This window comes from Streptomyces sp. NPDC008139, assembly GCF_042957025.1.
Classification (GTDB): Bacteria; Actinomycetota; Actinomycetes; order Streptomycetales; family Streptomycetaceae; genus Actinacidiphila.
In genome coordinates, this window is record NZ_JBIBHM010000013.1 from 206,176 (window position 1) to 225,949 (window position 19,774).

Sequence of the window (19,774 nt, forward strand, 5' to 3'; positions counted from 1 at the left end):
CTACCGGCGGGAGAAGGCCCCGGCTCTCCCCGCCGGGTGGAAGTCCTTGGAAGTCAATGGCAACAGCGCACTTATCCGGAGCTAACGGGCGAGGTGGATATGGTAGGGGCTCTACTGGACACCACCAGAGCCGACAGGGGAGGTGCGGCTGCGGCCGGTGACAAGGGAGGAACGCTCAGGCGTATTCTCCGGTCCGCCGGACAGCCGAAATCCGTGACCAACACTGCTGATGACCGTTCACGCGAAAACACTCCCGCGACCGCGACGTTCGCCACCGACGGGGACGCTCAGGCGTGGACGCCTCCCTCTTGGGAGGAGATCGTCAGTACCCACAGTGCCCGGGTGTACCGGCTGGCGTACCGCCTGACCGGCAACCAGCACGATGCGGAGGACCTCACCCAAGAGGTCTTCGTGCGGGTCTTCCGTTCCCTGTCCACCTACACGCCCGGCACGTTCGAGGGCTGGCTGCACCGCATCACGACCAATCTCTTCCTGGACATGGTGCGCCGCCGCCAGCGGATCCGCTTCGACGCCCTCGGGGACGACGCGGCCGAGCGGCTGCCCAGCCGCGAGCCGTCCCCCGCGCAGCACTTCAACGACACGCACTTCGACGCGGACGTCCAGCAGGCGCTGGACACCCTCGCCCCGGAGTTCCGCGCCGCCGTGGTGCTCTGCGACATCGAGGGACTGTCGTACGAGGAGATCGCCGCGACGCTGGGTGTGAAGCTGGGCACGGTGCGGAGCAGGATCCACCGTGGCCGCTCCCACCTGCGCAAGGCTCTGGAACACCGGGCGCCCGGCGCCCGGCCGGCTCCCGCGCTCGCTGCCGCCACACAGAAACCTGGCCAGGAGGGCGGGAGAACGTGAGCAGTAGCGGTTCAGGCGAACAACGTGCAGCGCCTGCCGAGCAGCACCTTGGCGACCGGCTCGCCGCATTTGTCGACGGCGAGCTCGGTGACGACACCCGGGACCGGGTGCTCGCCCATCTGGTGACCTGTCCGCAGTGCAAAGCCGCTGCCAGCGAGCAGCGGCGTCTCAAGAGCGTCGTGGCGGCCTCCGAGCAGCCGATGCTCTCCGCCGGGCTGCTGGCCCGGCTCCAGGGCCTGCCCGGCCTACCACCGACCGGCGACGGGACCGAGGACGCCGACCGTACGCGTGACTGGCGCGACCGGGACGACGAGGGCCACGGCCCCGGCGCCGCCGGCGGGCGCGACCAGGAGCGGCGCGGCCCCTTCGACGGCGGCCTGCTCGGCTCCGGCGTGTTCGGCTCCGGCGGTTCCCGGCGCCGCGAGGAGTTCTCGTACCTCACACCGGGCCGCGACCTCGTGCCCGGCGGCTCCGGCGGTCGCGGTTTCCGCATCCATGAGCTGACCCGCGCCGCCGCGGCCGACGGGCGCCCCGAGGACCGGGAGCGGCCGGAGCCCCCCGCGCACAGCGGCTCCGGCACCGCGGCCTCCCGCGGCAGGCGGTTCGCCTTCGCCGCCGCGGGCGCCTTCTCGATGGCGGCCATCGCCCTGGGCAGCGCACTGCCCATGGAAGCCGCGGTCGACGGCGGCGCCCGCCCCGACGACGGCCCCGCGGTCAGCCCACTGAGCGCCAACTCCGTGCCGGACACCCGCGGGGTCACCCCGCGCGGCGTGCTCGACGCCGGGGACCGGCGCACGCTCCGCGCACCCGCCGCGGTCACCTCGGTGACACCCGTTTCGGTGACCCGGCCGCTGATGGCGCCCGGCGCCCTGCCGCTCGTGACGCCCGCCGCTTCCCCCGTATCGCCCGGCCCCCAGGCCCCCGCGATACGGCGCTGACCGGCTACCGGCCGGCCACCGGAGCGGGCTCGGGGGCTGACCCTTTACCCCCTGGCGACGTACTGTTAGCCGGAGCCACTCCCGCACCGCCCGCGTGGACAGGTACCGTAAAGTCCGCCGGACCCTGCCTTCCCGGCTGTGGACGTCCCAAGGAGCTGCAAGGTGTTCTTCGACATAGGCCCGCTGGAGCTGGTCGCGATCGTGGTCCTTGCCGTCCTCGTCTTCGGCCCCGACAAGCTGCCGAAGGTCATCCAGGACACCATGAACTTCATCCGGAAGATCAGGGAGTTCTCGGACAGCGCCAAGGAAGACATCCGGCGGGAGCTGGGTCCGGAGTTCAAGGACTTCGAGTTCGAGGACCTCAATCCGAAGACGTTCATCAAGAAGAATCTGATGAGCGACAGCGACATGGACGAGTTGGGCCTCAAGGACATCCGCAACGGCTTCGACTTCCGCAAGGAGATGGCCGAGGTCACCGACGCGGTCAACGGGGTGGAGCCCGCCTCCGCCGCCAACGGCTCGTCCGGCGCGGCCGGTTCGTCCTCCGGCGTGCCGGGACCGACCTCCGGCGGCGGCTCCTCGGCCACCCCCGACAGGCTCCGCAAGAAGGACGGCCTGGAGCCCGGCGAGGCTCCGCCGTTCGATTCCGACGCGACCTGAGTCAACCAGATCACGCCTTTTCACCCCTCCAGGTGGCTATTGTCCGTGTGTTCGCCGTCACCGTGAGCCGGTTCGGCTCCCGAACCCACCCAGGGTCGGGCAAGATGGCGAGTCGCCCAGATGGGCACGGAGGAGGCGTAACACCGCATGGAGACGAAGACCGGCAGTGCTCGTGGGACGGTCGACGGCTACTTGATGGCCGACTTCCCTTGGTACGGGCTGGACGAGGCGTTCACCGGACGGCGCTGGCTGGGCACGGTCGGCGTGAGCGGGGACGGCACGGTCGAGCACGGCTCAATAGGGCATGGTGACGAGCCTTCGCTGAAGGCGGCTCCGGCGGATGCGGAAGGGCTGCGGTTCGCCGCGGTCGTCACCCTCGCCAACCGCCCCGGACGGCGCAGCTCCGACGGCACCGGCGTACTGGAGGCGACCTCGGTCTCCTCCGCGGCCTGGCTCGCCGGGTCCGGGCTGCTGTCCTGCACCTGGCCCACCACCATGGACCGGGCCCTGCGCCAGGACTGGCTCGACCAGCAGACCGCCACCGCGTGGGAACTCGCCGACGACCTGGCGGGCAGCGGCTGGTCGACGCTGACCCTTCCGGTCGACGGCGACCCGACGCCGTTCCACTACCGCGAGTCCGAGTACGGCTGGGTCATGGCGGGCTCGGCCCGCGGTGTCCACCTCGGCGCGTACGGCCGCGGCATGAGCGCGTACGGCCTCGGACTGGCCGTGGTCAAGGACGTGACCCTGTACGAGGTCTGAGGCGCCCTCAGGGCGCTCTCAGGGACCTTTGAGGCGCTACGCGGACGGCGGGGGCGGGCTGATCACCGATCAGCCCGCCCCCGCTGTCCCGTACCGGTCGGCTGTCCCGTACCGGTCGGCCGCTGAGCGCTCAGAACTTGTTGCGCGGCGTGATCCCCAGCGACATCCCCGCCAGGCCGCGCTGACGGCCGCCCAGCTTGCCCGCGATGGACCGCAGGGCAGCGCCCGCGGGGGACTCGGGGTGGCTGAGCGCCACCGGACGCCCGTCGTCGCCGCCCTCGCGGAGCCGCACGTCGATGGGGATCTGCCCGAGGACGGGCACGGTCGCGCCGGTCATCCGGGTCAGCCCCTCGGCGACCCGCTCGCCGCCGCCCGAGCCGAAGACGTCGATGACCTCGTCGCAGTGCGGGCACGGCATGCCCGCCATGTTCTCCACCACGCCGACGATCTTCTGGTGGGTCTGCACGGCGATCGACCCGGCGCGCTCGGCGACCTCGGCCGCCGCCTGCTGCGGGGTCGTGACGACCAGGATCTCCGCGTTCGGCACGAGCTGCGCGACGGAGATGGCGATGTCACCGGTGCCGGGCGGCAGGTCGAGCAGCAGCACGTCGAGGTCGCCCCAGTACACGTCCGCCAGGAACTGCTGGAGCGCGCGGTGCAGCATCGGCCCGCGCCACACCACCGGCTCGTTGCCGGGGGTGAACATGCCGATCGAGATGACCTTCACGCCGTGCGCGGACGGCGGCATGATCATGTTCTCGACCTGGGTGGGCCGGCCGTCCGCGCCGAGCATGCGCGGCACGCTGTGCCCGTAGATGTCCGCGTCCACGACGCCGACCTTCAGCCCGTCGGCCGCCATCGCCGCCGCCAGGTTGACCGTCACCGAGGACTTGCCGACACCGCCCTTGCCGGACGCGACGGCGTAGACGCGGGTCAGCGAGCCGGGCTGGGCGAACGGGATCTCGCGCTCCGCCTGCCCGCCGCGCAGCGACGACGCCAGGCCGCGGCGCTGCTCGTCGCTCATCACGTCGAGCGTGACCTGTACCGAGGTGACCCCGGCGACGCCCTCGACCGCCGCCGTGACGGCGTTGGTGATGGTGTCGCGCATCGGGCAGCCGGACACCGTGAGATAGACGGTGACGGCGACCGAGCCGTCGGCGCCGATGTCCACGGACTTGACCATGCCGAGGTCGGTGATCGGTTTGTGGATCTCCGGGTCGTTCACCGTCGCGAGCGCGGCGCGCACGGCGTCTTCGGTCGGCGTGGAGACTGCGGTGTCGGTAGCCATACGTCGATGGTACGGCGGTGGCCGAGCGCCGTTCAGCGCCCCCGGCCGTCGCCTTCGTCACTGCCCTCGCCGTCGGAGCCGGGGCCGGTCCCGGAGCCGCGCCCGCCGTCCGTGCCGCGCCTGGCCTCGGGGCCGCGTTTGGTGTGGGTCCTGCCGCCGCTGGGCCTGCCTCCGGGGCTCGTGCCGTGGCCGCCCCCGGCCTGCCGGTCCTCGATGTCCTTGAGCAGGTCCTGGAGTTCGGAGCGGATCCAGTCGCGGGTGGCGACCTCGCCGAGGTTCATCCGCAGCGCCGCGACCTCGCGGGTCAGGTACTCGGTGTCGGCGATGCTGCGCTCGCCCTGCTTGCGGTCCTGTTCGAGGTTGACCCGGTCCCGGTCGTCCTGCCGGTTCTGCGCGAGCAGGATCAGCGGGGCCGCGTACGACGCCTGGAGGGACAGCATCAGGGTCAGGAAGATGAACGGGTAGTTGTCGAAGCGGATCGACGGCGGCGCGAAGATGTTCCACAGCACCCACAGGATGATGAGGACCGTCATCCAGACGATGAACCGTCCGGTGCCCAGGAAGCGGGCCACGCGCTCGGAGAGCTTGCCGAACGCCTCCGGGTCGTACGTCGGCAGCAGGCTGCGACGCGGGGCGCGCGGCTGGTCGAGCCGCACCCGGGGGCGCGAGGTGGCGGTCGCGCCGGGCGGGTGCCGGAAGCGCTCCCGGTCGTGGTCATCGGCCGCCATCGTCGCCCACCCCCGTCATGCCGCCCCGCGCGTCGTCGTCCGCCGCGTCGTCCGTGCCGTCGTCCGTGCCGTCGTCCGTCATGTGGTGCCCGTGCGGCCCGACCGCGCCGTGCAGATCCGTCTCGCGCCAGTCCTCGGGCAGCAGGTGGTCCAGCACGTCGTCCACCGTGACCGCGCCCAGCAGCCCCCCGGTCGCGTTCACCACGGGCGCCGAGATCATGTTGTACGTCGCCAGATAGCTGGTCACCGCGGGCAGCGGGGTGTCGGGCGTCAGCGGCTGGAGGTCGGTGTCCACGATCGAGGCGAGCAGCGTGAACGGCGGGTCGCGCAGCAGCCGCTGGAAGTGCACCAGGCCCAGGTACTTGCCGGTCGGCGTCTCGTCCGGCGGCCGGCACACGTAGACCTGCGCGGCCAGCGCGGGGGACAGGTCGGGGTTGCGGATCCGGGCGAGCGCGTCGGCGACCGTGGCGTCCGGGCGCAGCACGATCGGCTCGGTGGTCATCAGCCCGCCCGCGGTCCGCTCCTCGTACGACAGCAGCCGCCGTACGCCCGCCGCGTCCTGCGGCTGCATCAGCGTGAGGAGTCGTTCCTGCTCGTCCGCGGGCAGTTCGGCCAGCAGGTCGGCCGCGTCGTCCGGGTCCATCGCCTCCAGGACGTCCGCGGCGCGCTCCTCCTTGAGCTTGCTGAGGATCTCCACCTGGTCGTCGTCGGGCAGCTCCTCCAGGACGTCCGCCAGCCGGTCGTCGTCGAGCGCCGCGGCCACCTCGCCGCGTCGCTTGGGCGACAGGTGGTGCAGGACGTTCGCCAGGTCGGCCGGGCGGAGCTGCTCGAAGGTCGCCACCAGGTTCTCCGCGCCCTGGCCGTCCTCGGCCAGCCGGAAGCCGGTCACCGCCGACCAGTCGACGGTGAGGGTGGCGCCCGCCCGTCGCCCGCCACCACCCTTCCAAGGAAGCGCTGCGCGCGCCCCTCTTGACCGGCGCAGTGCGCCGGGCCTGCCGCGGCGGACGAAGACCTTGTCGATCTCCCAGTCGCGGCGGGCCGGGAGCTGGGTCATGGAGACGTCGAGGACGGTGACCTCCGCGCCGGACTCGCCCGCGCTCGCGTCCGCCGCGCCCTGCCCGCCGTCCCCTCCGGCGTCCTGCCCCGCGTCCTGCCCCGGATCCTCGGAGACCAGGCGCACCCGGCGGTCCAGCAGCTCGCCCAGCACCAGCGTCTCGGTCGGCCGCTGCTCGAAGCGGCGCATGTTCAGGACCCCGGTGGTGATCACCTGGCCGGACTCGACCCCGGTGACCCGCGTCATGGGCAGGAAGATCCGGCGGCGGCTGACCACCTCGACCACCAGGCCGAGCACCCGCGGCGGCCGTCCGCCGACCCGCAGCATCACCACGACGTCACGGACCCGGCCCACCTGGTCGCCGTTCGGATCGAAGACCGCGACGCCCGAAAGATGGGAGACGAAGACCCGCGGGCTGCCTGCGGCCATCGGGGGGCCTCCTACCGGTCCACGGAGGGCTGCTCCGGTCCACTCGTCATCCGTCGCCAGGCTACTCCCAGCCGATCTTGCCCGCCCCATGGGGTGCTCGCCGGGGGTACCGTGCGGTAGCTTCTGGACGCCTCCCCGGACTCGTCCGGGGTGCCCCCCGCCGTCTCCGCAGGAGGACGAGAACACGTGTATCCCGGCCGCCGGACCGCAGCCGCCGCTCTCGGAACACTGTGCGCGGCGACCGTACTCACCGGATGCCTCGGCTTCGGCGGCGACCCCGACGCGGGCACCAACGGCGTCGCCAAGCTGCCTCCCGCGACCGTCGAGCAGAAGGCGAAGACCGCCGCCGAGACCGCGCCGACCGTACGCCTGGCGGGCACGGTGATCAGCAAGGGGCAGAGCTTCCGCCTCGACATGCGGCTGCGGGACAACGGCGGCGTCGGCGAGGTCACCACCAAGGGCACGACCTTCCAGCTCCTGCGGGTCGGCGCCGACCTCTACCTCAAGGCGGGCGCCGACTTCTACGGCGACGCGGGCGCCGACAAGAACGGCAAGGCCGCCGCCCAGAAGCTCGACGACAAATACGTCAAGGTGCCCACCGACGACCCCGCGTACAAGCAGTTCAGCGGCTTCACCGACAAGAAGGTGCTGCTCGCCGACCTCTTCGTGCTCGACGGCGACCTCAAGCTCGGCGACCACCGCAAGGTCGGCGACACCAGGACCGTCGCCCTCAACGGCACCAAGGGCGGCTCGCTCGACGTCTCCCTCAAGGGCACGCCCTACCCGCTGCGCTACCAGCGCGCGGGCAACGCGGGGACGCTCACCCTCTCCGACTGGGGCGAGGAGTTCACGCTCGCGGCGCCGAACAAGTCCTCGGTGGTCGACTACGGCAAATCGGTGACGACGAAGTAACCGAGGCCCGGCGCGCTACGCCTTGCGGCGGCGGGCCAGCAGCTTCGGCAGACCGGCCGGGACCGGGTGCCGGGTCGTGGCCGAGGTCGCGGCCGGGACCGCCGCGCCCGAGGCGTCCGGCATCGCGCCGGGGTGCTCGACCGGGGCACCCTCGGGCGTCAGCCGGAAGACCCGGCAGTCGCGGGCCCAGCGCTCGGTGACCGTCTCGGCGTCGACGGAGTTGAGCCGCTTGCCCTTCAGCTCCGCGACGGCCGCCTCCCACGCCTCGCCGTCCGGCGGCAGTTGGGCGACCAGGGCCGTCCAGGCCACCAGCCGCCCGCCCTTGTCCTTGCTGCGGACGACGACCGTGGCGCGCCCGCCGTCGGCGAGCCCCGGCGGCAGCGGCTGCTCGACGGGCCCGCCGCCGACCACGCACATCGCGCCGTCCACCCACGCGTGCCACAGCGCCTGGCCGTCCACCCACACCAGGCCCGACTTCTTGGTGGCCTCCTCGACGAGGGCGGTCTGCTCTGCGCTCACAGCGGTCGTCATGCCGCCACTTTATGGCCTGCCCGCCGGGGCCGGACGGGCCCGTCCGTATCCGGCCCCCTGCCCACGAAGGCTCGGGCTCGTACGTGCCGGACCGACTGGGCCCCGGGCGGGGCTCCCGGCGGCACGGCCTGACGGTACGACAGGTACGTGAGTCCGTCATGGGCCTTACGCTGGTGGCTGCCGTCCACGACCCCGGACCGTCACGGCCGCCTCGGCCGGTACACGTCCAGGGCGTGGACTCGTACGTGATCGGCAGCCGTGCCGCGTCCGCCGACCCGTAGCCGTAGCCGTAGCCGTAGTCCCAGTCCCACCACCAGCCGTATCCGCACCGCGTCCGCCTGAGGAGTCCCGTGACCGCCGAGCCCGCCGCCGCCGCGCTTCCGCTGCCGGACACCGGTACGGGGCCCGCCGCCGCGGGAGGGCCGGGCGCCGAGCCCGCCGCCACGCGGACGCTGGACTTCACGCTGCTCACCGTGGCCATCGCCAGCGTCTCGATGTCGGCCCCGCTGATCGCCTCGACGGCCGCGCCGGCGCTCGCCATCGCCTTCTGGCGGAACGCGATGGCGGTCGGCGTCCTCAGCCCGTTCGCCCTGTGGCGGGGCCGCGCCGAACTGCGGCGGATGGGCCGCAGGGCGCTGACGCTCTCGGTGCTGGCCGGTGTGGTGCTCGCGCTGCACTTCGGGCTCTGGCTGCCGAGCCTGTCGATGACGTCGGTGGCCACCTCGACCGCGCTGTGCACCACCACGCCGATCTGGACCACGATCATCCTGCGGATACGCGGCCACCGGCCGCCCCGGCTGGTGTGGGTGGGCACCGCGCTCGCCGTGGTGGGCGTCGTCATCCTCACCGGCATCGACCTGTCCACCGACACCCGAGCCCTCGCGGGCGACGCCCTGGCCCTCGGCGGCGGCATCGCCGCCGCCGGATACGTCCTGCTCGGCTCCGAGGTGCGCAGGACCGCGAGCACGACCGCGTACACCTACGTCTGCTACGCGACCACCGCCGCGGTCCTGCTGGTCACCTGCCTGGTCTCCGGCTCCGCGCTCGGCGGCTACGACGGCCGTACGTGGCTGAAGATCGCCGCCCTCACCGTCGTCGCGCAACTGCTCGGGCACTCGCTGCTCAACCGGGTGGTACGCGGCCTCGGCCCGTCCACCACCTCCACCGCGATCCTGCTGGAGACGCCGGGCGCGGCGCTGATCGCCGCGCTGTGGCTGGGTCAGATCCCGGCCTGGTCCGCCTACCCGGCGCTCTGCGTGATCCTCGTGGGCCTGGCCCTGGTGATCCTCGCCGACCGCCGGAAGACCGCCTGAGCGCCGCGCGGACCCGCGTCGGAGCCGCCGCGCGGACCCGCGTCGGAGCCGGAGCGCGGACCCGCGTCGGAGCCGGAGCCGGAGCCGGAGTTTAGAGCCAGCCGTTGCGCCGGAAGCCGCGGTGGATCACGTAACAGATCGCCACGATGCCGATCAGCACGGTCGGATAGCCGAACTTCCAGCGCAGCTCCGGCATCGTGTCGAAGTTCATCCCGTACACGCCGGTGATCATCGTCGGGACGGCCAGGATCGCCGCCCAGGCGGTGATCTTGCGCATGTCCTCGTTCTGCACGACGGTGGCCTGCGCGAGGTTGGCCTGGAGGATCGAGTTCAGCAGGTCGTCGAAGCCCATGACCTGCTCGTGGACGCGGGCCACGTGGTCGGCGACGTCACGGAAGTACTTCTGGATCTCCGGGTCGATCAGCCGCATCGGCCGCTCGCCGAGCACCTGCATCGGCCGCAGCAGCGGCGCCACCGCGCGCTTGAACTCCAGCACCTCGCGCTTGAGCTGGTAGATCCGGCCCGCGTCGCCGCCGCGCGACGACTTGCCGTTCTCGGCCGAGAAGACGTCGATCTCGACCTCGTCGATGTCGTCCTGCACGGCCTCGGTGACAGCCAGGTAGTCGTCCACGACCTGGTCGGCGATGGCGTGCAACACCGCGGACGGGCCCTTGGCCAGCAGTTCGGGGTCGTCCTCGAGGCGGTGCCGCAGCGAGCGCAGCGAACCGTGGCTGCCGTGCCGCACGGTGATCACGAAATACCGGCCGGTGAAGACCATCACCTCGCCGCTCTCCACCACCTCGCTGGTGGCGGTCAGCTCGGCGTGCTCGACGTAGCGGATCGTCTTGAAGACCGTGAACAGCGAGTCGTCGTACCGCTCCAGCTTCGGCCGCTGGTGGGCGTGGACCGCGTCCTCGACCGCCAGCGGGTGCAGGCCGAACTCCTGGGCGATACCGGCGAATTCCTGCTCGGTCGGCTCGTGCAGACCGATCCACACGAAGCCGTCGCGCCCGTCGCACTGCTCGCCGCTGCGCCCGGCCCGCACGCTCGCCAGCGCCTCGCTGAGACCGACGGTGTCGCTGCACCGTACGCCGTCGCGGTAGACCGCGCAGTCCACCACCGCGCTGCCGACGGCGGAGACGTCGTGAGTCGGTCCGTAGTCGTAGGACGCGGTGCTCTTGCGCAGCGCGGGGCGTACGACAGCGCGCAGATCACGGATCATCGACATGGCAAGCTCCTTCACGGACTGGCCGACGGCATCACGCCGCACTGAATGCTGATCAGGACGGGATCAGTACTGGCTGATCACCAGGCAGTTCAGGGCGCTCTTCCGACGCGGATTCGCTCCGCGGGCAGATCGTGAGGATCGTGAGGTCACGCGTTTCACGGCACAAGGGCCGGGTAAGTAGCGCGCAGGCTCACATCACGGGACGGCGTTCGGAAGAGCTGCCGGTACTGCACGGTCGACTCGGATCCACTGCAGTCCCCACCTCCTCCGGCCATGCCCCGCTGGGGGATGTCGTATATGAACACCCCACCTTAGCGCGTCCGCGTGCCCCCTCGACCGCGCTTGGCCGGTTCCATACGCGATCTATGCTCGCCGCATGGGTGATCTCCTGACGCAGGTCGAGGCGCGACTGCGCTCCGCCTTCGGCGCGCCGGACGCGCGCGCCGCCGTGACGTTCCTCGGCGTCGACCGCATCGAAGTGCTCCGCTACCGCGACGGTGACCTGCTGCGATACGCCACCCTCGGGATGTCGGCGCAGCCCATGAACGATCCTCTCGCCACCGTCGCCGATCCCGTACGCGGCCCGCGCGCCGAACTGCTGCTGTCGGTACGCGCCGGTGTGGCCGAAACCGACAAGGTGCTGCGGCCGCTCGCCGTACTCGGCGCCTCTCCGCAGGTCGAAGGGGTCGTCGTCGCCCCGGGCAACTCGCTGGACGTCGGCGAGCCGCTCTGGCCGGGCGCGCCCTTCTCCGCCGTGCTCGTCGCCGAGGGCGGCGGCCTGGTCGAGGATCTGGTGCTCGACGCCCTCGACCCGCCGCTCGACCCCGTCCGCTTCCTGCCGCTGCTGCCGATGACCCACACCGAGGCCGCCTGGAAGCGGGTGCACGGCGCCGCCGCTCTCCAGGAACGCTGGCTCTCGCACGGCACGGACCTCCGTGATCCGCTGCGCGGGGCCGTGGCCCTCGGCTGATCCGGGCCGCCGGTCGCGGTCGCGTCCCGCGCTCCGCCAGACGCGTGGTGTCGCTGAACCACCTGGGTGATCGTCCTTGACGGGGGCACGCACCCGGAGGACCGTTGGGCGTTATGAGGGGCGAACCCAGTTGCCCGAAGTGCGGTGGCAGGGTGCGAGCGCCCGGCCTCTTCGCCGACTCCTGGCAGTGCGACGAGCACGGGACCGTGTATCCGCTGCAACCCGTCGTGCCCCCGAGCGTCGAGGCGCTCGGCGTCGTCGTACACCGCGCCCAGGTGCCCGTCTGGATGCCGTGGCCCCTGCCGGTCGGCTGGCTCTTCTCCGGCGTCGCCGCCGCGGGTGACGACCGCAGCGGCGGACGGGCCACCGCCGTGGCCTGCTCGGGACCCGGTCCGCTCGGCGGACCCGGTGAACTCATGCTCATCGCCGAGGAGCTGGGCGTCGGGCTCGGCGCCCGCCATGCCGGGATTCCCGGGCCCGATCCGGGGCCCGGCATGTGCGTCGACAAGCCCCCGCACGCCAAGGTGCTCGCCGCCGGGCGGCCGACTCCTCTCTGGCACGTCAACGGCGCCCCCGACGACCGCGTCGTCTTCGCCGGCGAGGCCCGCGGGCTCTGGCTCTGGGCCATCGTCTGGCCCGAGCAGACCGGGCTCCTCATGTACGACGAGCTCGTCCTCACCGACCTCCGCGACGCCGGGGCCGAGGTCGACATGCTCCCCTGCGGCGCCCTCTCCCCCCGCCTCCTCGCCTGACCCCTCCCGGGGGGCCACCCCACCCCCTACCCGCGCCTTGCGCCAGGTGCTCGCTCTTCAGGGGCACGCCCCTGTACGTCCACCTCGCGCCAGTGGGCACGCCCCAGGGGCGCGGGGAACCGCGCGGCCCGCCCCCACCGGCCGGTGGTCCGGCGACATCCGATCTGCCCCGCTGGTGCGGGTGGTGACGTGCGGGAGCGTCGTGGCTGAGCGCGCCCCGCGCCCCTTAAAGATCGGCTCGCCGTCCGGACGAAAGGCGGTGGGCCCCGTCAGGGGCGCGGGGAACTGCGCGGCCCGCCACCACCGGCGGGTGGTTCGGCGACATCCGATCTGCCCCGCTGGGGCGGGTGGTGACGTGCGGGGGCGTCGTGGTTGAGCGCGCCCGCGCGGCGGCGGCCGCAGATCAAACACAGTCCCGCGCCCCTGAAAAGATCGGCTCGCCGTCCGGACGAAAGGCGGTGGGCCCCGTCAGGGGCGCGGGGAACCGCGCGGCCCGCCCCCACCGGCCGGTGGTCCGGCGACATCCGATCTGTCCCGCTGGGGCGGGTGGTGACCTGCGGGAGTTCCGGACGAAAGACGGTGCGCCCCTAAAAATCAGGTCCTCCGCCCACCTGGGCGAAAGTGGGTGGTCCCCGTGAGGGGCGGAGGGGCTGCGGGGGCGACGTACCAGCGGCGGGCGGGGTGGGGGGAAGGCTTATGCTGGCGGCTGGCCGAGAAGACACTACTGCCCAGCGGAGCGCCCCGGTGCGGATTGATTTGCACGCTCACTCCACCGCGAGTGACGGCACCGACGCGCCCGCCGAGCTGGTGCGGAACGCGGCGGGGGCCGGTCTGGACGTCGTGGCGCTGACGGACCACGACACGGTGGGCGGGTACGCGGAGGCGACGGCGGCGCTGCGCGAGCTGACGGTGCCGTTGACGCTGGTCACCGGCGCGGAGCTGTCCTGTCGGATCGACGGGATCAGCATGCACATGCTGGCGTACCTGTTCGACCCGCAGGAGCCGGAGCTGTACCGGGAGCGGGAGCTGGTACGGGACGACCGGGTGCCGAGGGCGCGGGCCATGGTGGCGAAGCTCCAGGAGCTGGGCGTGCCCGTGACCTGGGAGCGGGTGGCCGCCATCGCCGGGGACGGCTCCGTCGGCCGCCCCCACATCGCGACCGCCATGGTGGAGCTCGGCGTGGTCCCCACCGTCTCCGACGCCTTCACGGACGACTGGCTGACGAACGCCGGGCGGGCCTACGTACCCAAGCACGAGCTGGACCCCTTCGACGCGGTACGGCTGGTGAAGGGCGCGGGCGGGGTCACCGTCTTCGCGCACCCCGGCGCGCACACGCGCGGCGAGACCGTACCGGAGTCGGTGATAGCGGAACTGGCGTCGGCCGGGCTCGACGGGATCGAGGTCGACCACGTGGACCACGACGCCCCGACCAGGGCCCGGCTGCGGGCCTTCGCGGCCGAGACGGGGCTGCTCGCCACCGGGTCGAGCGACTATCACGGCAGTCGCAAGACCTGCCGTCTCGGCGACTGCGTCACCGACCCCGAGGTCTACCGCGAGATCGCCCGGCGGGCGACGGGCGCGGTACCCATCAGCGCCGTCTAGCGCCACTACGTGGCCCCGCTCCTCGCTTCGGGGAGCCCCCGGGCCTCTTCCCGCGCCTGCGGCGCGGTGCGTTTTCCGGCCCCCAGCCACCCGTGCGGATGTGATGTCGGCTGACAGCCTCCCGCGGGGGTTTCCGCCGGCCCGGTGGGCCCGTCCCCCCCACACGCCGTCTGCCGGGCGCAGCCCGACTCGCCCCCCTCACCAGAAAGTCGCCCCATGTTCGACGTCACCCTCTTCGGGTCGGTATTCGTCACGCTCTTCGTGATCATGGATCCGCCCGGTATCACGCCCATTTTTCTCGCGCTGACCTCGGGGCGCGCCACGAAGGTGCAGCGCCGGATGGCGTGGCAGGCGGCGCTGGTGGCGCTCGGGGTGATCACGGTGTTCGGGATCTGCGGGCAGCAGATCCTCGACTATCTGCATGTGTCGGTGCCCGCGCTGCGCGTGGCGGGCGGGCTGCTGCTTCTGCTGATCGCGCTGGATCTGCTGACCGGGAAGGCGGACGAGCCGACGCAGACGAAGGACGTGAACGTCGCGCTGGTGCCGCTGGGGATGCCGCTGCTGGCGGGGCCCGGCGCGATCGTGACCGTGATCCTGGCGGTGCAGCACGCGGACGGGTTCGGTCAGCAGCTGTCGGTGTGGGTGGCGATCATCGCGATGCACGCCGTGCTGTGGCTGACGATGCGGTACTCGCTGGCGATCATCCGGCTGATCAAGGAGGGCGGTGTGGTGCTGGTGACCCGGCTGTCGGGCATGCTCCTGTCGGCCATCGCCGTCCAGCAGGTCGCCAACGGCATCTTCGGCTTCATCCACGGCGAGGGTTGAGCCCTGCCGCAGCCCCTCCCACGGCCTCCCGCGGCCCGTCCCACGGCCTCCCGTGGCCCCCGCCGGGCCCCCGGACACGCGAAAGCGCCCCGTACGTCTTCATGTACGGGGCGCCGATGCGGTGGGCCAGGCCCTGTGGTGTCGTCAGTCCGCGGGGCGGATGTAGATGCGCTGGCCTATGGCAGCGGCCTGCTGCACGATCTTGTTGACGGCGGAGGCGTCCACGACGGTGCTGTCCACGGCGTTGCCGTTTCGGTCGTCGAGTCGCATGATCTCGAAGCGCATGGGGCTTCTCCCTTCGTCGCTCGTTACATGTGTAGTCAACCAACACCCCCTCGAAAACATTCCCTAGACTAAAGAAACACTTTCTCGATCTAATTACTCACCGGTAAGGCTTGTGCCGAAGTCCCCCGCGCCGCCGGTCCAGAAGGCGATCAGCGCCGCCGCCGTCTCGGCGGGACGCTCGGTGTTCGGCGAGTGCTCCGCGCCCTTGATCACCGCGCGCTCGGCGCCCAGCCGAGTCGCCATCGCGTCCATCCACGACGGCGGCCACACATGGTCGACCTCGCCCGAGATCACCAGCTTCGGCAGCGGCCCGGCCGCGGCCAGCTCGTCCACCCGGTCCGGCTCGTCCATCAACTGCCGTGCGGTGACAGCGAGTTGCTCTGGCAGCGTAGTCACCCAGCGGCGGTGCAGAAACGCCTCGACGGCGGGCGGGGTGTCCGGCTGCTCGCCGTTCTCCGCGTCCATCGACCGCATCGCCTGCCAGACGGCCTCCAGATCCATCACCGGCAGCACATCGATCAACAACTGGGTGCGGGTCTGTTGTTCCTCGGAGATCGCACCCGGACCCGTGCTCATCAGCGTCAACGACGCCCACGCGCCGGGACCTTGGTCGATCACCGCCGCCCGTACGACGAGACCGCCCAGCGAGTGGCCCAGCAGATGCACGGGGCCGCCCCCGCCGTCCGCCGCGAGCGCCGCCGTCTGCGCGACCACGTCGGCCGCCAACTCGCCCTGCGCGTAGGCGCTCTCCTCGCGCGGGCCGCCCGACTCGTACTGGCCGCGGCCGTCCACCGCCACCACCCGGAAACCGGCCGCCGACAGCGGGGTGAGCAGCGGGAGGAAGTCCTCCTTGCTGCCGGTGAAGCCGGGCACAAGCAGCGCGGTGCCGCGCGGCGGGGCGTCGGGGGCGGGGGAGGCGTCGAGTACGGCGAAGGATCCGCGGGCCGTCTCCAGCCGATGGGCGGATGCGTTCTCCGGCAGATCCAGGGCAGTGGGTCGGCTCATGAACCGAGATTACGCGGTGCATATGTCCGACAGGTTGCCTCCGCCCGATCCCGGTGTCCCCGGCACGCGAACGCCCCCGGCCGAGGGGCCGGGGGCGTTCGTCCGTACGGGTGCGGCGGCGGAGACGGCCGAGGTCAGCCCTCGTCCGCGGCCGTCGCGGCGACCGCCTTGCGAGTATGGCGGCGCGGGGTCTTCGGCGCCTCGTCCCCCGCCGTGGCGGGAGCCGGTACCTCGGCGACCTCGACCGCCGCGGCAGCGGCGGCGGTCTTGCGGGGCGCCCGCTTGCGCACCGGCTTCGGCGCGTCCGCGGTGCTCTCCGCCTCCGGCGCGACCGCGGGTGCGGGCACCTCGGCGGTGACGGCCGTCGCGGCCTTGCGGGTGCGGCGGCGCGGCGTCTTGGGCGCCTCGTCCGCGACCGGGGTGACCGGGGCCGCGGTCTCCTCGGGCTCGCCGTTGAGGATCGAGCGGCGGGCCGGGCGGCGGGGCGCCTTGGGTGCCTCCTCCTCGACCACCGGCGTCACCGCGGCGGGCGCCTCGGCGACCGCCTTGCGGGTGCGGCGGCGCGGTGCCTTGGGCGCCTCCTCGGCGACCGGGGTGACCGGGGCCGCGGTCTCCTCGGGCTCGCCGTTGAGGATCGAGCGGCGGGCCGGGCGGCGGGGCGCCTTGGGCGCCTCCTCCTCGACCACCGGCGTGACCACGGCGGCGACCGGAGTCTCCGCACCGACCGGCTCAGCGGCGGCCTTGCGCAGGCGGCGGCGCGGTGCCTTGGGGGCCTCCTCGGCGACCGGAGCGGCGGCGACCGGCTCGACAGCCGTCACCGTCTCCACGGCGACCGCCTCGGGAGCGGCGCCGCGCGTACGACGACGGCGGCGCGGGGTGCGGGGCGCGGCCGTCTCGTCCGTGCCGGGCTGGGAGACCGCGACGGCGGACTCCACGGCTTCGGCGGCGACGGCCGACGTGGTGGCCGTATCCGACGCGGCCTCGCCACCGCGCGTGCGGCGGCGCTGGCGCGGAGTGCGCGTACGGGCCGGGCGGTCCTCGACGGGCGCGGCGGCGGGCTTGCCGCCGGCCGGCCGACGGCCGTTGCCACGGGCGCCGCGGCCACCGGTCTCGCCCAGGTCCTCGACGACCTCGGCGTCAAGACCGGCACGCGTCCGGTCCGCCCGAGGCAGTATCCCCTTCGTGCCGACCGGGATGCCCAGCAGCTCGTAGAGGTGCGGAGACGTCGAGTACGTCTCCTCCGGGTCGTTGAAGGACAGCACCAGCGCCTTGTTGATGAGCTGCCAGCGCGGGATGTCGTCCCAGTCGACCAGCGTGATCGCGATACCCGAGGCGCCCGCGCGGCCGGTGCGGCCGATGCGGTGGAGGTAGGTCTTCTCGTCCTCGGGCGTCTGGTAGTTGATGACGTGCGTGACGCCCTCGACGTCGATACCGCGCGCGGCCACGTCGGTGCAGACCAGCACGTCGACCTTGCCGTTGCGGAACGCCCGCAGCGCCTGCTCGCGCGCGCCCTGGCCGAGGTCGCCGTGGACCGCGCCGGAGGCGAAACCGCGCTTCTCCAACTGCTCGGCGACGTCGGCGGCGGTCCGCTTCGTACGGCAGAAGATCATCGCGAGACCGCGGCCCTCGGCCTGGAGGATGCGGGAGACCAGCTCGACCTTGTCCAGCGAGTGGGCGCGGAAGACGTGCTGCGTGGTGTTCGCGACGGTCGCGCCTTCGTCGTCCGGCGCGGTGGCGCGGATGTGGGTGGGCTGCGACATGTAGCGGCGGGCCAGGTTGATCACGGCGCCGGGCATGGTCGCGGAGAACAGCATCGTCTGCCGCTTGACCGGCAGCATGCCCATGATCTTCTCGACGTCGGGCAGGAAGCCCAGGTCGAGCATCTCGTCGGCCTCGTCCAGGACGAGCGAACGGATGTGCTTGAGATCGAGCTTCTTCTGGCCCGCGAGGTCCAGCAGGCGGCCCGGGGTGCCGACGATCACGTCGACGCCCTTCTTGAGCGCGTCGACCTGCGGCTCGTACGCCCGGCCGCCGTAGATCGCGAGCACGCGTACGTTCCGGACCTTGCCGGCCGTCAGCAGGTCGTTGGTGACCTGCTGGCACAGCTCGCGGGTGGGGACGACGACCAGGGCCTGCGGGGCGTCGGTGAGCCGGTCGGCGGTGGCGCGCCCGGCCTCGACGTCGGCGGTCACGGTGACGCGCTCCAGCAGTGGCAGACCGAAACCGAGGGTCTTGCCCGTGCCGGTCTTGGCCTGGCCGATGACGTCGTTGCCCGCGAGGGCGACCGGGAGCGTCATCTCCTGGATCGGGAAGGGGGTGATGATGCCGACGGCCTCAAGTGCCTCGGCGGTCTCGGCCAGGATGCCGAGACTGCGGAAAGTCGTGGTGGTGGACAGGATGCTTGCCTCTTCTGTGAGACGCGGCACTGTGCGGCGAGGGGGGTCGAGCGGCCGTGTCGCGGAAAAGACGACGCCGGTCACTGACCGCGCAGAGGTGTCGTACAGCCGTGGGCGGCTGTTCAGCGCGGGACCGCTGCCCTCGCTTGTGTCGCGAGTGGGCCCCTCCCGATGTCAGGAGGGCGGTCGGTGTCGGAGCCGATCGGGCCACCGACCGGGCATCCAGGTGTTGCATACGTCGCCCGCCGAGGATCGGAAGCAAGCCGATTTTCGGCGGGTGCAATACCACTCTACCCCGGAAACACGTAGCTGCACCCGATCAAATGTTTCGTTCGGGACGGCACCGGCACGTCATCGGCCTGTCACCGGCCCCGCGAAGATCACCGCACGGGTGCGTACGGGCCGCTCCGACTTGGCTATTGTGCCCAGCATGGAGACGCCTGACGAGAACACCACGCCCGCCACCGGAATCGCCGCCCAGGACTGGACCGCCGCGTCCGCGGACCCGCAGTACCGGGCCGCCGTCGTCGATCTGCTCGGGGCCCTGGCGTACGGCGAGCTGGCCGCTTTCGAACGGCTCGCGGACGACGCGAAACTCGCCCCGACCCTGGAGGACAAGGCGGAGCTGGCCGCGATGGCCGCCGCCGAATTCCACCACTTCGAGCGGCTGCGCGACCGGCTCACCGAGATCGGCGAGTCGGCGAACAAGGCGATGCAGCCCTTCGGCGCCGCGCTCGACGAATTCCACCGGCAGACCGCGCCCTCGGACTGGCTCGAAGGGCTCGTCAAGGCGTACGTCGGCGACTCCATCGCCTCCGACTTCTACCGCGAGGTCGCCGCCCGGCTCGACACCGATACGCGCACGCTGGTGCTCGCGGTCCTGGACGACACCGGGCACGCGACCTTCGCCGTGGAGAAGGTGCGCGCCGCCATCGCCGCCGAGCCGCGCGTCGGCGGGCGGCTCGCGCTGTGGGCGCGGCGGCTGATGGGCGAGGCCCTGTCGCAGGCGCAGCGGGTGGTCGCCGACCGCGACGCGCTGTCCACCATGCTCGTCGGCGGGGTCGCCGACGGCTTCGACCTCGCGGAGGTCGGGCGGATGTTCTCGCGGATCACCGAGGCGCACACCAAGCGGATGGCCGCGCTGGGCCTGGCCGCGTAACGCCTCACCCCGTAACTCTCCACCCCGTCACGCCCGGTCCCGTCACGACTCCTGAGGACGCCGGTGGCCG

General features: G+C 72.4%; 19 protein-coding genes. 11 read left to right on the forward strand and 8 right to left on the reverse strand.

Annotated elements, in window-relative coordinates; genetic code table 11:
• Window positions 1-99: 99 nt before the first annotated feature.
• The 4 genes from sigE (at window position 100) to ACFZBB_RS27120 (ending at window position 3,227) form a co-directional block, all read left to right on the forward strand.
• Window positions 100-867 carry an RNA polymerase sigma factor SigE gene (sigE, locus tag ACFZBB_RS27105; RefSeq protein ID WP_355348341.1) on the forward strand — a complete coding sequence of 256 codons (768 nt, stop codon included), beginning with the start codon at window positions 100-102 and terminating at the stop codon, window positions 865-867.
• Entirely contained in the window at window positions 864-1,805 is a 942-nt protein-coding gene (locus tag ACFZBB_RS27110; RefSeq protein WP_391127392.1) for a zf-HC2 domain-containing protein, read from the forward strand. Before sigE ends, ACFZBB_RS27110 begins: the two co-directional genes overlap by 4 nt.
• A 162-nt stretch (window positions 1,806-1,967) precedes the next feature.
• Window positions 1,968-2,465 (forward strand): sec-independent translocase, encoded by a 498-nt coding sequence (locus ACFZBB_RS27115; protein WP_391127395.1) that lies wholly within the window; start codon window positions 1,968-1,970, stop codon window positions 2,463-2,465.
• Window positions 2,466-2,612: 147 nt separating this feature from the next.
• Window positions 2,613-3,227, forward strand: coding sequence for a hypothetical protein (locus ACFZBB_RS27120; protein WP_391127398.1), 615 nt, complete (start codon window positions 2,613-2,615; stop codon window positions 3,225-3,227).
• A 130-nt stretch (window positions 3,228-3,357) separates the two neighbouring features.
• Here ACFZBB_RS27120 and ACFZBB_RS27125 read toward each other — a convergent pair whose 3' ends face one another.
• The 3 genes from ACFZBB_RS27125 to ACFZBB_RS27135 are packed head-to-tail and all read right to left on the reverse strand — an operon-like array spanning window position 3,358 to window position 6,726.
• Entirely contained in the window at window positions 3,358-4,515 is a 1,158-nt protein-coding gene (locus ACFZBB_RS27125) for an Mrp/NBP35 family ATP-binding protein (protein ID WP_355348575.1), read from the reverse strand.
• A 32-nt stretch (window positions 4,516-4,547) separates the two neighbouring features.
• Window positions 4,548-5,243 carry a DUF1003 domain-containing protein gene (locus tag ACFZBB_RS27130; RefSeq protein WP_391127401.1) on the reverse strand — a complete coding sequence of 232 codons (696 nt, stop codon included), beginning with the start codon at window positions 5,241-5,243 and terminating at the stop codon, window positions 4,548-4,550.
• Window positions 5,230-6,726, reverse strand: coding sequence for a magnesium transporter MgtE N-terminal domain-containing protein (locus tag ACFZBB_RS27135; protein WP_391127403.1), 1,497 nt, complete (start codon window positions 6,724-6,726; stop codon window positions 5,230-5,232). Before ACFZBB_RS27135 ends, ACFZBB_RS27130 begins: the two co-directional genes overlap by 14 nt.
• Window positions 6,727-6,912: 186 nt before the next feature.
• On the opposite strand from ACFZBB_RS27135, the gene ACFZBB_RS27140 reads away from it, so the two are divergent.
• Complete coding sequence (locus ACFZBB_RS27140; protein WP_391127406.1) at window positions 6,913-7,638, forward strand: hypothetical protein; 726 nt, start codon at window positions 6,913-6,915, stop codon at window positions 7,636-7,638.
• A gap of 15 nt (window positions 7,639-7,653) precedes the next feature.
• On the opposite strand, the gene ACFZBB_RS27145 is transcribed toward ACFZBB_RS27140, so the two are convergent.
• Window positions 7,654-8,169 carry a hypothetical protein gene (locus ACFZBB_RS27145; protein ID WP_391127409.1) on the reverse strand — a complete coding sequence of 172 codons (516 nt, stop codon included), beginning with the start codon at window positions 8,167-8,169 and terminating at the stop codon, window positions 7,654-7,656.
• 350 nt (window positions 8,170-8,519) lie between these two features.
• On the opposite strand from ACFZBB_RS27145, the gene ACFZBB_RS27150 reads away from it, so the two are divergent.
• On the forward strand, window positions 8,520-9,482 hold the full coding sequence (locus tag ACFZBB_RS27150; protein WP_391127412.1) for an EamA family transporter: 963 nt from the start codon (window positions 8,520-8,522) through the stop codon (window positions 9,480-9,482).
• Window positions 9,483-9,573: 91 nt separating this feature from the next.
• On the opposite strand, the gene ACFZBB_RS27155 is transcribed toward ACFZBB_RS27150, so the two are convergent.
• Window positions 9,574-10,710 carry a CorA family divalent cation transporter gene (locus tag ACFZBB_RS27155; RefSeq protein WP_391127415.1) on the reverse strand — a complete coding sequence of 379 codons (1,137 nt, stop codon included), beginning with the start codon at window positions 10,708-10,710 and terminating at the stop codon, window positions 9,574-9,576.
• A gap of 376 nt (window positions 10,711-11,086) precedes the next feature.
• Between ACFZBB_RS27155 and ACFZBB_RS27160 the strand changes: the two genes are divergently transcribed.
• The 4 genes from ACFZBB_RS27160 to ACFZBB_RS27175 all read left to right on the forward strand — a co-directional run bounded on the left by ACFZBB_RS27160 (window position 11,087) and on the right by ACFZBB_RS27175 (window position 14,859).
• Window positions 11,087-11,680, forward strand: a complete 594-nt coding sequence (locus tag ACFZBB_RS27160) for a suppressor of fused domain protein (RefSeq protein ID WP_391127418.1) — start codon at window positions 11,087-11,089, stop codon at window positions 11,678-11,680.
• Window positions 11,681-11,793: 113 nt separating this feature from the next.
• Window positions 11,794-12,432: a DUF6758 family protein gene (locus ACFZBB_RS27165; RefSeq protein WP_355348593.1), complete on the forward strand. Its 639-nt coding sequence runs from the start codon at window positions 11,794-11,796 to the stop codon at window positions 12,430-12,432.
• A 744-nt stretch (window positions 12,433-13,176) separates the two neighbouring features.
• Window positions 13,177-14,034, forward strand: a complete 858-nt coding sequence (locus ACFZBB_RS27170; RefSeq protein WP_391127421.1) for a PHP domain-containing protein — start codon at window positions 13,177-13,179, stop codon at window positions 14,032-14,034.
• A 216-nt stretch (window positions 14,035-14,250) separates the two neighbouring features.
• The gene (locus ACFZBB_RS27175; protein ID WP_391127424.1) at window positions 14,251-14,859 is read left to right on the forward strand and encodes a MarC family protein; all 609 of its coding nucleotides are present in this window, start codon (window positions 14,251-14,253) and stop codon (window positions 14,857-14,859) included.
• A 144-nt stretch (window positions 14,860-15,003) separates the two neighbouring features.
• On the opposite strand, the gene ACFZBB_RS27180 is transcribed toward ACFZBB_RS27175, so the two are convergent.
• From ACFZBB_RS27180 to ACFZBB_RS27190, 3 genes are all read right to left on the reverse strand, one after another.
• Window positions 15,004-15,144, reverse strand: coding sequence for a hypothetical protein (locus ACFZBB_RS27180; protein WP_355348600.1), 141 nt, complete (start codon window positions 15,142-15,144; stop codon window positions 15,004-15,006).
• Window positions 15,145-15,237: 93 nt separating this feature from the next.
• Window positions 15,238-16,149 carry an alpha/beta fold hydrolase gene (locus tag ACFZBB_RS27185; RefSeq protein ID WP_391127427.1) on the reverse strand — a complete coding sequence of 304 codons (912 nt, stop codon included), beginning with the start codon at window positions 16,147-16,149 and terminating at the stop codon, window positions 15,238-15,240.
• Window positions 16,150-16,283: 134 nt separating this feature from the next.
• Window positions 16,284-18,446 (reverse strand): DEAD/DEAH box helicase, encoded by a 2,163-nt coding sequence (locus ACFZBB_RS27190; protein ID WP_391127540.1) that lies wholly within the window; start codon window positions 18,444-18,446, stop codon window positions 16,284-16,286.
• A 529-nt stretch (window positions 18,447-18,975) separates the two neighbouring features.
• Between ACFZBB_RS27190 and ACFZBB_RS27195 the strand changes: the two genes are divergently transcribed.
• Window positions 18,976-19,704, forward strand: coding sequence for a ferritin-like fold-containing protein (locus ACFZBB_RS27195; RefSeq protein WP_355348606.1), 729 nt, complete (start codon window positions 18,976-18,978; stop codon window positions 19,702-19,704).
• Window positions 19,705-19,774 lie beyond the last annotated feature (70 nt).